The 11192-nt window shown below is 61.8% G+C and carries 12 protein-coding genes; 6 read left to right on the top strand and 6 right to left on the bottom strand.

Going from position 1 to position 11192, the window contains the following annotated elements; all coding sequences use genetic code 11:
• Positions 1-257: 257 nt before the first annotated feature.
• Entirely contained in the window at positions 258-1289 is a 1032-nt protein-coding gene (locus ACTHLA_RS17440; protein WP_440192501.1) for an aldo/keto reductase, read from the bottom strand.
• 138 nt (positions 1290-1427) lie between these two features.
• On the opposite strand from ACTHLA_RS17440, the gene ACTHLA_RS17445 reads away from it, so the two are divergent.
• Positions 1428-2408 carry an LLM class flavin-dependent oxidoreductase gene (locus ACTHLA_RS17445; protein ID WP_440192503.1) on the top strand — a complete coding sequence of 327 codons (981 nt, stop codon included), beginning with the start codon at positions 1428-1430 and terminating at the stop codon, positions 2406-2408.
• Between the two features lie 197 nt (positions 2409-2605).
• Here the strand turns inward: ACTHLA_RS17445 and ACTHLA_RS17450 are convergent, their stop codons facing one another.
• Complete coding sequence (locus ACTHLA_RS17450) at positions 2606-3232, bottom strand: histidine phosphatase family protein (RefSeq protein ID WP_440192506.1); 627 nt, start codon at positions 3230-3232, stop codon at positions 2606-2608.
• The gene (locus ACTHLA_RS17455; protein WP_440192509.1) at positions 3232-3660 is read right to left on the bottom strand and encodes an HIT family protein; all 429 of its coding nucleotides are present in this window, start codon (positions 3658-3660) and stop codon (positions 3232-3234) included. Before ACTHLA_RS17455 ends, ACTHLA_RS17450 begins: the two co-directional genes overlap by 1 nt.
• A gap of 77 nt (positions 3661-3737) precedes the next feature.
• Here ACTHLA_RS17455 and crcB point away from each other — a divergent pair, with 77 nt between their 5' ends.
• Genes crcB through ACTHLA_RS17480 form a run of 5 tightly spaced genes read left to right on the top strand, consistent with a single transcriptional unit; the run spans position 3738 to position 8122 of the window.
• On the top strand, positions 3738-4160 hold the full coding sequence (crcB, locus tag ACTHLA_RS17460) for a fluoride efflux transporter CrcB (RefSeq protein ID WP_440192512.1): 423 nt from the start codon (positions 3738-3740) through the stop codon (positions 4158-4160).
• A 5-nt stretch (positions 4161-4165) separates the two neighbouring features.
• Positions 4166-5170, top strand: a complete 1005-nt coding sequence (locus ACTHLA_RS17465) for an RluA family pseudouridine synthase (RefSeq protein ID WP_440192515.1) — start codon at positions 4166-4168, stop codon at positions 5168-5170.
• 48 nt (positions 5171-5218) lie between these two features.
• Positions 5219-5911 carry an HAD-IA family hydrolase gene (locus ACTHLA_RS17470; protein ID WP_440192517.1) on the top strand — a complete coding sequence of 231 codons (693 nt, stop codon included), beginning with the start codon at positions 5219-5221 and terminating at the stop codon, positions 5909-5911.
• Position 5912: 1 nt separating this feature from the next.
• Positions 5913-6668, top strand: a complete 756-nt coding sequence (locus ACTHLA_RS17475) for an ATP12 family chaperone protein (RefSeq protein WP_440192520.1) — start codon at positions 5913-5915, stop codon at positions 6666-6668.
• Positions 6665-8122 (top strand): sulfotransferase, encoded by a 1458-nt coding sequence (locus ACTHLA_RS17480; protein ID WP_440192523.1) that lies wholly within the window; start codon positions 6665-6667, stop codon positions 8120-8122. Before ACTHLA_RS17475 ends, ACTHLA_RS17480 begins: the two co-directional genes overlap by 4 nt.
• Here ACTHLA_RS17480 and ACTHLA_RS17485 read toward each other — a convergent pair.
• Genes ACTHLA_RS17485 through ACTHLA_RS17495 form a run of 3 tightly spaced genes read right to left on the bottom strand, consistent with a single transcriptional unit; the run spans position 8110 to position 11034 of the window.
• Complete coding sequence (locus ACTHLA_RS17485) at positions 8110-8448, bottom strand: Mpo1-like protein (RefSeq protein WP_440192526.1); 339 nt, start codon at positions 8446-8448, stop codon at positions 8110-8112. The two genes, ACTHLA_RS17480 and ACTHLA_RS17485, sit on opposite strands and share 13 nt — an antisense overlap.
• 23 nt (positions 8449-8471) lie before the next feature.
• Positions 8472-9629: a GNAT family N-acetyltransferase gene (locus ACTHLA_RS17490; RefSeq protein WP_440192529.1), complete on the bottom strand. Its 1158-nt coding sequence runs from the start codon at positions 9627-9629 to the stop codon at positions 8472-8474.
• Between the two features lie 19 nt (positions 9630-9648).
• On the bottom strand, positions 9649-11034 hold the full coding sequence (locus ACTHLA_RS17495; protein WP_440192532.1) for a peptide MFS transporter: 1386 nt from the start codon (positions 11032-11034) through the stop codon (positions 9649-9651).
• Positions 11035-11192 lie beyond the last annotated feature (158 nt).

An 11192-nucleotide genomic window follows, 5' to 3' on the forward strand; every position in this document is an offset into this window, starting at 1 on the left:
CCTTACGCCCTCGCAAATGGTCTCCGACAGGGCGACCACGGCGGTGGGGGTGGTTTATGTTTTGGGGGGTAAATTCGTCCCCCGCGCCCCCATAACCGGTACGTGCGAACCCGTCGGGTTTTGCGCCTGTCCCATACGAACAAAAATCCCGACCCTTCAGGGCCGGGATTTTTGTTCGTTCGGAATAGACACAGAAGTCCGAAGGTTTACATGAACCCGTTTCGGGGTGCAGGGGGCGATTGCCCCCTGCATACTTATCACCACCGCGTCGGTTTCGGGTTACGCTCGTCGAAGTCCATCTGGTGCCAGTAGGGATAAGGCGGGTGCTGGCGGCTGACGGCGTCGAGGCGGTCGATCTGGTCAGGGGTGAGGGACCAGCCGATGGCGCCGAGATTGGCGCGGAGTTGGTCTTCATTGCGTGCGCCGACCACGACATTGGCGATGCTGGGGCGGGAAAGGAGCCAGTTGAGCGCGACTTGCGGGACGGTCTTGCCGGTTTCCTGCGCGATCTGGTCGAGGACATCGACGACATTGTAAAGAAGCTCATTATCGACCTTCGGGCCGCCGACCTCGCCGCCCGAAGCGATGCGGCCTTCCGTGGCGGGCTGGTCGCGGCGGATCTTGCCGGTCAGGCGTCCCCAGCCGAGCGGCGACCAGACCATGGTGCCGACGCCCTGATCGAGGGCCAGCGGCATCAGCTCCCATTCGTAGTCGCGGCCGATCAGGCTGTAATAGCCCTGATAGGCGACGAAGCGGGCCAGGCCGTATTTTTCGGAGGTGGCCAGCGCCTTCATCAGGTGCCAGCCGGAATAGTTGGAGGCGCCGATATAGCGCACCTTGCCCGACGAGATCAGGTGGTCGAGCGCGGACAGCATTTCCTCGACCGGGGTGAGGGCGTCGAAGCCGTGCATGAAATAGACGTCGATATGGTCGGTGTTGAGGCGGCGCAGGCTGGCCTCGGCGGCGCGGATCAGGTGCCAGCGCGACGAGCCCTTGTCATTGGGACCGTCGCCCATGGTGAAGGTGGCCTTGGTCGAGATCAGCGCCTTGTCGCGCCGGCCTTTCAGCGCCGCGCCGAGGATTTCCTCGGACGCGCCTTTAGAATAGATATCGGCGGTGTCGAAGAAGTTGAGCCCGTGTTCAAGGCAGATATTGACCAGCCGGTCGGCCTCCAGAACGTCGCTGTCGCCCCACCTGCCAAAGAAGTCGCCGCGCCCGCCAAACGTGCCGGTTCCGTAAGAGAGGACGGGGACTTTCAGGCCCGAACGGCCAAACTGACGGTACTCCATGACGGGCTCCTTTGCGGCTTGCGATGGTGTTGAGTTGGGGGCGACACAGACGATTTTCAAAGGGAAGCGCGCATTTTCTCAGGAGCGCATGTGGAAAACGTAACCATGACGCCTACATAGGCGACAAAGGAGCCGTCTATGATCCCGTTTTCCATTCTCGACCTGTCGCAAATCGGAGAGGGAGGTACGGCATCGGAGGCGCTGGACAATTCGGCGACCTTGGCGCGGGCGGCGGAGGCTAATGGGTATACGCGTTACTGGCTGGCCGAGCATCATGGCATGCCGGGTATCGCCTCGGCGGCGACGGCGGTGGTGATCGCCCATATCGGGCAGGCGACAAAGACCATCCGCATCGGCTCCGGCGGCGTCATGCTGCCCAACCATGCGCCCCTGATGGTCGCCGAGCAGTTCGGCACACTTGAGGCCCTGTTTCCGGGCCGCGTCGATCTCGGACTTGGCCGCGCGCCGGGCACGGACATGGCGACCGCGCGCGCCCTCAGGCGCAATATGGAAAGGGGCGTGGACAGCTTTCCGCAGGACGTGATGGAGCTTCAGGCCTATCTCGGCGCGCCGGAAGAGGGGCAGCGCCTGCTGGCCGTGCCGGGCGCGAACAGCCATGTGCCGCTCTGGATTCTCGGCTCCAGCACCTATGGCGCGCAACTGGCGGCGCACTTAGGATTGCCTTACGCCTTCGCCTCGCACTTCGCGCCGGACATGCTGTTCGAGGCGCTGCAGGTCTATCGCTCAGGCTTCCGGCCATCAGCGCAGTTGCAAAAGCCCTACGCCATGGTCGGCATTATGGGCGTGGCGGCGGATACGGACGCTGAGGCGGAACGTCTCTATACCTCGATGCAACAATCCTTCGCCAATCTGCGCCGCAATGTGCGCGCGCCGTTTCCGAAGCCGAGCTATGACGCCGTGGCCGAACTGACGCCCGATGAGCGCGTGATGATCGACCATATGCTCCGCTACGCCATGGTGGGGTCGCCGGACACGATCCGGCCGCGCCTGCAAAGCTTTCTCGACCAGACCCAGGCCGATGAACTGATCATCTCCATGCCGATCCACGACATAGATGCGCGGCTGCGTTCATTAGAATTGTTTGTATCCTTGCGCTGAACGTCGGCTTAAAAGCGCTCTCAACGAAAAATTCTGCAAAAAACTGCAAATTGGTTGCAATTGTCCTTGTAATTAAGCTGACGCTGCGACAAGAGCGCGCATAACAGCGTTCAGTTTTGTTCGCGTGAAGCTTATCTCTCCGGGTGGCCGCGGCGTGAACAAAATCGGGGGAGGACGTTGGCGCGTCCTCCCTTACTTCAGATACGGCCCATCGTGGTCTGCGCATTGTAGATCTGCTGCATGGGCGCATTGTCGGGATCGAGCGCCGTCATCCGCCATTTACCGCCAACCTCATCGAAGCGCACCGGCGCGGCGTTCGGGCTGGAATACATATCGTTGAGGAAGCGGCGCGTAATGGCGCGGAACGGGATGCCGTGGCAGACAAACAGGCAGCGGCCCGTCTCGCGCCAGGCGTTGACGCAGGCGAACACCCGTTCGATCACCGCGGGCAGGGTCTCGGCGTTGTCGGGATAGTGCTTGCCGTCGATATCGGCCAGCGGGTTCATGAAGTCGCGCATCTCCTCGCGGTGGCGGCGCACCTCGTCGATGGTCATGCCCTCAAACAGGCCGAAATTGCGCTCGGTCAGACGCGGGTCCAGTTCCGGCGCGATACCGATGCGGGCGCCGACGATCTGTGCGGTTTCCAGCGCGCGAGATAAGGGGCTGGCGATAATGCGCGTTATGCCCTCATCAGCCATAAATCCAGCCGCAATGCGCGCCTGTTCGCGGCCCGTATCGTTGAGCGGAATGTCGGTTGAGCCCTGCAAACGCGCCTGCGCATTCCAGTCGGTCTGGCCGTGGCGCAGGACATAGAAGGACGCCATCACAGCTTGTCCGCGATGCGCGCCGCCGTAGCTTTCAGCACCTCCATATCGGCCATGCCGCCGCCGTGCCTAGCCAGCGGCTGGTCGGTCCAGATCGGCAGGATGTGCATATGCAGGTGAAACACGGTCTGGCCCGCCGCCTCGCCGTTGAACTGGATGAGGCGCAGCCCGTCGGGCGCCAGAGCCTCGCGCACGGCGCGGGCGATGCGGCGCGTCTGCACGATCAGATTGGCCAGATCGTCGTCAGCGATGTCGAACAGATTGCAGACGGGAACCTTGGGCACGACCAGGGTATGCCCCTTCGATTGCGGAAAGGCGTCCATGAAGCTGATCACCCGGTCGTCCTCATAAACGCGTGCGCAGGGAATATCCCCGGCGATGATTTTGGCGAATATATTGCCGGGGTCGTAAGCTATAGTCAGTGACATGAGATGATTCCGCTGGGCTGGTCCGTGAAAAGCTTAAAGGACTATCCCTTACGCGCCAAGAGGGGTAAGACGGACCTATGCTTGCCAATGCCCTGCTCGTCATGTTAGGCGGCGCCGTCGGAGCGCTGGGTCGTTATCTTCTGGGTCTGATCAGCGCCAAATGGTGGGTTCATCTGAACTGGCCCTATAATGAATGGCCGCTGGGAACCTTTCTGGCGAATATTATCGGCGGTCTGCTGATAGGGCTTATCATGGGTCTGCTGTTCGGGCCGCTAAAGGACGTGATTGCCTCGGATCAGGTCGAGCGCTGGCGGCTGTTGCTGGCGGTCGGCGTGCTGGGCGGGTTTACGACCTTTTCGTCGTTTTCGCTGGAGGTGGCGCTGATGCTGGAACGGCGCGCTTATGCTCTGGCGATATTGTATGTGAGTTTATCGGTGATCGTATCGGTCGCCGCCGTGGCGCTCGGTTTGTTCGTGACGCGCAGGATATGGGCCGGGTAAGGATTATGAGTAAGGAAGTCAAAACCCTGTATGTCGCCGATGGCGAAGACGGGGTGCGCGTCGATCGCTTTTTCAAGCGCCGCTGGCCGCATATCAATCATGTCCAGCTCAACAAGCTGCTGCGCTCCGGTCAGGTGCGCGTCGATGGCGGGCGCGTCAAGGCCGACACCCGGCTCGTCGCAGGCCAGACTGTGCGCGTGCCGCCCTTGCCGGAGGCGCCGGACGCCGATCAGCAGAAGCGCGAGCGCGCGACCCTCAGCCCGCAGGAGATCCGCTACGCCCATTCTCTGGTGCTGTACGAAGACGAGGATGTGATCGCGCTCAACAAGCCGTCGGGCCTGGCCGTACAGGGCGGCACCAAGACCAAGAACCATATCGACCGGTTGCTGTCGGCCTGGGGCGAGGGGCTGGAGCGTCCGCGTCTGGTCCACCGGCTCGACCGCGACACCTCCGGCGTGCTGCTGCTGGGCAAGTCGCCGCAGGCGGCCGCGCGGCTGGCCGGCGCCTTCGCCAAGCGCCGCGCGCACAAGACCTACTGGGCGCTGGTGGTCGGCAATCCCAAGCCGGAAGAAGGCTTTATCGACACGCCTCTGGTCAAGAAGGGCTTTCACGACCGCGAGATCGTGCAGCCCGCCGAGATCAATGAGCCGGGCGCAGAGCCCGCTGAAACCGAATATGTCACCATCGCCCGCGCCGGTCCGCGCCTCGCCTGGATGGGCTTACGTCCGCACACCGGACGGACGCACCAGTTGCGCGCCCACATGCAGGCGATCGGCCATTCCATCCTCGGCGACCCGAAATACGGTTCCGAAGCCAGCCGCGACCTGTCCGAAGGCTTAGGTTTGCAACTGCATCACCGCCGCATCGAATTGCCGCACCCGACGCAAGGGACACTGATTGTCGAGGCGCCGCTCGATCCGGTCATCAAGGCCGGTTTCGAGCGTTTCGGCTTCGATTGGCATGAGGCCGAAGCCGATCCGTTCGTCCATATGAAGAAGAAGCGACGGTAAGCCGCCGCCGCGACGTGTGACGAAGATCAGAACAGAGACTTAAAGATCATGAAACTTGCCGTATGGGACGTGGACGGAACCTTAGTTGATAGCCGGGCCTCGATCCTGCGCGCCTTGCAGGAAGGCGCGGTGGCGGTCGGCCTGACGCCACCGGACTATGACGAGGCGCGCCATATTGTCGGCCTGTCGCTGCTGGAGGCGGTGCAGACCCTGCGACCGGAGATTTCCGCAGAACATGCAGAGGCTTATGCGCATCAGTACAAGCAGAGCTTTATCCGCTTTCACAATGAGGAAGGCTTTCACGAGCCGCTGTATGACGGCGCCGAAGCCTGTCTGCGTCGCCTGAAAGCCGAGGGCTGGCGGCTGGGCATGGCGACGGGCAAGTCGCGGCGCGGCATCGAACGCAATGAGGACTTTTTCGGCTGGCAGGGCCTGTTCGACGCGACCTTCTGCGGCGATGACGGGCCGTCCAAGCCGCATCCCTTCATGATTGAGCGCAATATGGAGGTGGTCGGCGCCGCGCCGCACGAGACGATCATGGTCGGCGACACCGGCCACGATATCGGCATGGCGCGCGCCGTCGGTGTGTACGCCATCGGCGTGTCGTGGGGGTTTCACACCGTCGCCGAACTGGAGGCGGCGGGCGCGCATGAGATCGTGCATAGCTATGACGAACTGAACGCGCGGCTGGACGCCTTCGGCGCTCAGATTGTGGATCAGGTTGCGGCGATAAGGGTCTGAAATGACGTATAAAGCCGAAGCACCTTCCAAGGCTTCCGACTCGCTGGGCTATCGCCCCAAACGCTTCTGGACTGGCGTCGCGGTCAGCGAGGGCGCCGAAGGCCATGAGGTGCACCTCGACGGCCGCGCGGTGAAGACGCCGCAGGGACGGACCATGGCCCTGCCAACAACCGGACTGGCCGAAGCGGTGGCGGCGGAATGGGCGCAGGTCGCGGAGCATGTCGATTACGCCCATATGCCGCTGACGCGACTGGCCTTCGCCGCCCTCGATCGCATGGGGGAGACGCTGGCTGAAACGCGCGCAGAGGCGCTGCGCTACGCCGAGACCGATCTGACCTGCTACCCGTCCGACTATCCGCAGGCGCTGATCGCGCGCGAAACGGCGGCGTGGCAACCCGTTCTGGCTTGGGCCGAAACGGAGCTGGGCTTGCGCTTTCATCAGAACAAGACTCTGATCCATAAGCCGCAACCTGTCGAAACTTTGGAGAAAATCTCTGATCTGTTGAACGTCGCGTCGATTTATGAGCGTGCAGGTCTGATGTCGGCCATCCCGCTGTTCGGTTCGGTGGTGCTGGCTCTGGCCTTATGGCGCGGTCGCCTGACCGGCGCCGAAGCCTTCGCCGCCGCGCGCGTCGGCGAGGATTTTCAGGCCGACCAGTGGGGCCGCGACGCCGAAGCCGAACAACGCGCCGAGGCGCTGGGCGCGCAGGCGGTGAGTCTTGAGACCTGGTTCAAACTTTTGGGAGCGATGGCGTGACGGCGAAACCTCTGGTCCTGCAGGCGCTGGACGCGCTCAATGCTTTGGACAGGCGCGCAGCGGTCGCGCTCCTGCGTCAGGACATGGCGAATGGCCCTTCGGCGGGACAACGCTGGCAAAGCGTGGCGCAATTGGCGGGAACCATTGGGGAGACGCGGCTTGAACTGGAAGCGATGCGACGTTTCGCGCAGACCCAGCCTCAAACCCTGAACGCCCTCCTGGCGCTTTGCACCTTGCTGGCGCGGCGCGCTCGCTCGGACGAGGCGCTGGCCCTGCTGGACAGCCTGCCGCAGCCGGTGCAGGACTTGCCGTCCGTCCTGCATTTTCGTGGCATGGCCGCATCGGAAAAGGGCGACTTTGCTCATGCGGAATCCTTGTTTCGCAAGGCCTTGGCCAAATCGCCCCTGACTGTCCAGAGCTGGTTTGGGCTTGCGCTGATCCGTAAGTTTGCCGCAGGTGACGCCGATCTTTCGATGATGGAGGGGCTGAACGGTGATTTACCGACAGACCTTCCGCCGGATTTGCGCACGCAATGGGTCTATACGCTGGCGAAGGTCTATGACGACGTCAACGATAAGGCGAAGGCCGCCGCGCTTTATCAGCAAGGCGCCAGGATCATGCGCGCTGCCGCGCCTTTCGACATGACGGCGCAGGCGCGTCTGGTCGAAAGCGTGATCCGTGATTTTACGCCTGAAGCGCTGGCGCAACTGACGCCGTCGCAATGTGACAGCCAGCGGGCCATTTTCGTCAATGGTCTGCCGCGTTCAGGCACTACGCTCGTTGAGCAGATCATCAGCAGTCATTCGGATGTCAAGGGCGGCGGCGAACTCAACCTGATACGTCCGGCTCTCATTCCAGTCGGCGAAGGTCGGTTCAACGAGGCGATGGCCTATCAGCAGCGTGTCGCGACGGCTGACCCGTGGGGCGAACTGGGGCGTGACTATCTCGACATGCTTGAGCAGAGACTGGGGGCTGATCTGCGTGTGGTCGATAAATCCCTGGATCAGTCTGCTCTGGTAGGGCTCATCCTGCACATGCTGCCACAGGCGCGCATGGTGTGGATTCGCCGTAACCCGGATGATTGCGCGCTGTCGAATTTCCGCACGCATTTCAAGGATTCTCTGAACTGGACGTGGTCGTTCAGCGATATCGCCGCCTTTTTTCGGCTTGAAGACAGGCTGCATGCGCACTGGACGCAGCTTTTCCCACAGCGCATTCTGACAGTGGCATATGAAGATCTGGTCAGTGATCCGCTGAGTTGGACGCAGCGGATTCTGTCGCATGTCGGTTTGAGCGAAGAGCCACAGGTATTCGCGCCACATTTGCAGAAACGCTCAGTCATGACGGCCAGCGTCGCGCAGGTGCGCAATCCCATATCGACCGATCGCATAGGCCTGTCCGGCGGTTATGAGGCGATGATGGCCGAATTCCGCGCCGCCTATTACAACGCCTGATGCTCCGAAGCCAGCTTGCGGCGTTTGCCAAGCTGTCCGGTCAGCCACAGAAAATACATGTGGTAATCGCCCATGAAGGACCAGAGCGGGTATTTGAATGTGGCGGGTCGGTTGTGTTCAATGAAAAAGTGCCCGATCCAGGCACAGCCATAACCGGCGATCAGGCCAGCCAGAATCCATAAGGGGTTGCGCGTCCAGATCGTCAGGATCAGGGCTGCGACGCCGCAGGTCGAGCCGAGATAGTGCAGGGCGCGCGTGCCCGGATGACTGTGTTCGCTCAGGTAGAAGTCGAAAAAGGCCGAATAAGTCGTAAAGCGTTCCGTCATGGCGCGCCTCCTGTCTGCGGCGATTATAGCCCTGTCTTGCGAAACGGCGAAGCCTCTTTGCTCAGCATCGCCATCTGCTCGGCCACGGCTTCGCGTTCGGCGTCCAGGAAACGCTGCACGGGGGCGCGCAGGCGTTTGTCGCGGATATAGTGGGCCGAATAGACCGGTTGCGGCAGGTAGCCGCGCGACAGCTTGTGTTCGCCCTGCGTGCCGGCCTCGACGCGCTTCAGGCCGCGCGCAATGGCGAACTCGATGGCCTGATAATAGCAGACCTCGAAATGCAGAAAAGGTATCTCGACCAAAGCGCCCCATTGGCGGCCATACAGCGTATCGGCGCCGATGAAGTTGATCGCGCCCGCCACCGCCTCTCCGTCGGCATAGGCGAAGACCAGCGCGATCTGGTCGCGCATCGTCTCCAGCAGGCGGTGGAAGAAGGCGCGCGTAAGATAGGGGCGGCCCGTGCCCCATTTGCGTTCATAGGTGTCGGAGATGAAGGCGTAGAGCCGGTCCATATGCTCCGGCTTCAGATCGTCGCCGGTGATCCATTTTAAATCAACGATTGACTGCACATCGCGCCGCTCGCGGCGGATGACCTTGCGCCGGTTGGAGGACAGTTGCGCGAGGAAGTCGTCGAAGCTCTGATAGCCGGGATTGTCGAACCAGAACTGCTGGTCCTGTCTCTGCAACAGGCCGATCTCGCCCATCGCTTTCCATTCGCTTTCCGTCGGGAAATTGATGTGCAGCGAGGACAGTTTATTGGCCTCGCAGACGCTGACGGCGGCGCGGATCAGGGCGGCGCGGATATCCGGATCGGGCGACAGCAGGCGCTGACCGGTGACCGGCGTGAACGGAATGGCGCTCAAAAGCTTGGGATAATAGTCGCCGCCCGCCTGTTCATAGGCGCGCGCCCAGCCCTGATCGAAGACATATTCGCCCATCGAATGGGTTTTGACATAGAGCGGCATGACGCCGCGTACACCGGTCTCGTCGCTCAGGCTCAGATGGACAACCTGCCAGCCCGTGCGTTCGCCGACGCAGCCTGTCGCCTCCAAAGCCTCCAGAAAAGCATAGGATGTGAACGGGTTATTGTCGGCTCTTAAAGCGTTCCATGCAGTCTCGCCGATCTCGTTGATGCGGCTGTGCAGTTTCAGGGCGAGGTCGGCGGTCATGCTGGGTGACATAAGACCGCCGCCGCCAAATTCAATGGGCCTCGTGCTTGAGATGCGGCCCGGATTCGGGGATCAGCACCTTGCCGAACAGCAGCCAGAACAGGAACAACACGACAGCGGCGCCCGCGACGATCGCGCCGTGCATCAGCCAGAAATGGAAGGCGCCCAGCGGAGCCAGGAATTCCCCTAAGTAGCCGGCGATCATATCGGCCAGGAAGAAGGTCAGCATATAGACGCCGATCATCGTGCCGTTGACCTGCTGCGGCGCGACGCGGGCGAACAGGGCCAGGCTGACCGGCACCAGATTGGCGAAGCCGAGATCGTTGAACACCTCGAACAGGATGGCCCACCACAAGGACGCCTTGTGGCCTGGCGTCACGGTCATTGAGGCGGCGGCGAGCGCCAGCGGCGCAACCGCGCACAGGAAGCCGGAAAAAGCGATCTTGGTCAGTTCGTCCGGCTCTTTGCGCTTCAGCGACCACCATTTCCAGAAGGCGATGGAACCGGCCAGGAACACCATCGAACAGACCGAATCGAGCGACACCAGCCAGGTCGAAGGCACGTCGAAACCCATCAGGTTCAGATTGAAATTGTCATTGCCCCAGGTGATGTAGTTGATGAAAATCTGCTCGTTCATCACCAGCGACAGGCCAAGGAACGGGATCATGGCCAGCAGCAGGAGGATCTTGATCCAGTCCTTGCGGGTCAGCGGCGTCTTGTCTGTGGCCAGCTTGCCGCGCGGCTCCTCAGGCGGCAGGTATTTGCGGCCGCTCAGATAGACGATCAGGCCGAACAGCATCAACACGCCCGCTGCGCCGAAGCCCCAGTGCCACGCCACCTTCTGACCCAGCGTACCGCAGATGATCGGCGCGATCATGACCGTGGTGTTGAAGACCAGATAGAAGATCTGGAAGGCCGTGCCGCGGCGCTCATCCTCCGGGCCGTACAACTTGCCGACCTGAGATGAAATATTGCCTTTGAAGCAGCCGACGCCGAGCAGGATCAGGGTCAGGGCGATCAGGAAGGATTGCTCGAACGCCATCAGGAAGTGGCCGAACGCCATGACGATGGCGCCGATGGTGATGGTCTTCGTGCGCCCCAGCCAGCGGTCGGCGATCAGGCCGCCCATCAGCGGGGTCAGATAGGTGAAGCCGTAGAGGCCGACAATGACCGAAGCCAGCCCTGCCGTGCTGAGCTGGCCATAGGCGCCTGTCAGAAAGCTTTTGAAGGGAATAAAGCCCCACACCTTCTCGACATGGCCGGGCAGGAGCAGGTGCTGCACCAGATAGAGGGTGAGCAGGGCGCGCATGCCGTAATAGGAAAACCGCTCGAACGCCTCGGCGAACACCAGATAGATCAGGCCGACGGGATGGCCGAGAAACTCTTTCTGGCGTGGGGCGGCGACGGTTCCTGACATGCGGCGTTTCCTGAAAAGTTACCGAAGCGACGATCCTTGGCTTTAACCCTGACGACTGTCAAGCGCGGCGCCGGTCTTCCACCCTGAGGCGCGCGCTTTTTATTTTCAGCCTTGAATTGGCCTTTCTTTTTACCTCATACATTAGGGGTGATCGAAGG

Origin of the sequence: Asticcacaulis sp. (assembly GCF_051956075.1) — a bacterium.
Classification (GTDB): domain Bacteria; phylum Pseudomonadota; class Alphaproteobacteria; order Caulobacterales; family Caulobacteraceae; genus Asticcacaulis.

Excerpts from the sequence above, each read along its gene's own strand:
- ACTHLA_RS17440 (WP_440192501.1), bottom strand. The coding sequence starts at position 1,289 with ATGGAGTACCGTCAGTTTGGCCGTTCGGGCCTGAAAGTCCCCGTCCTC.
- ACTHLA_RS17445 (WP_440192503.1), top strand. The coding sequence starts at position 1,428 with ATGATCCCGTTTTCCATTCTCGACCTGTCGCAAATCGGAGAGGGAGGT.
- ACTHLA_RS17450 (WP_440192506.1), bottom strand. The coding sequence starts at position 3,232 with ATGGCGTCCTTCTATGTCCTGCGCCACGGCCAGACCGACTGGAATGCG.
- ACTHLA_RS17455 (WP_440192509.1), bottom strand. The coding sequence starts at position 3,660 with ATGTCACTGACTATAGCTTACGACCCCGGCAATATATTCGCCAAAATC.
- crcB (WP_440192512.1), top strand. The coding sequence starts at position 3,738 with ATGCTTGCCAATGCCCTGCTCGTCATGTTAGGCGGCGCCGTCGGAGCG.
- ACTHLA_RS17465 (WP_440192515.1), top strand. The coding sequence starts at position 4,166 with ATGAGTAAGGAAGTCAAAACCCTGTATGTCGCCGATGGCGAAGACGGG.
- ACTHLA_RS17470 (WP_440192517.1), top strand. The coding sequence starts at position 5,219 with ATGAAACTTGCCGTATGGGACGTGGACGGAACCTTAGTTGATAGCCGG.
- ACTHLA_RS17475 (WP_440192520.1), top strand. The coding sequence starts at position 5,913 with ATGACGTATAAAGCCGAAGCACCTTCCAAGGCTTCCGACTCGCTGGGC.
- ACTHLA_RS17485 (WP_440192526.1), bottom strand. The coding sequence starts at position 8,448 with ATGACGGAACGCTTTACGACTTATTCGGCCTTTTTCGACTTCTACCTG.
- ACTHLA_RS17490 (WP_440192529.1), bottom strand. The coding sequence starts at position 9,629 with ATGTCACCCAGCATGACCGCCGACCTCGCCCTGAAACTGCACAGCCGC.
- ACTHLA_RS17495 (WP_440192532.1), bottom strand. The coding sequence starts at position 11,034 with ATGTCAGGAACCGTCGCCGCCCCACGCCAGAAAGAGTTTCTCGGCCAT.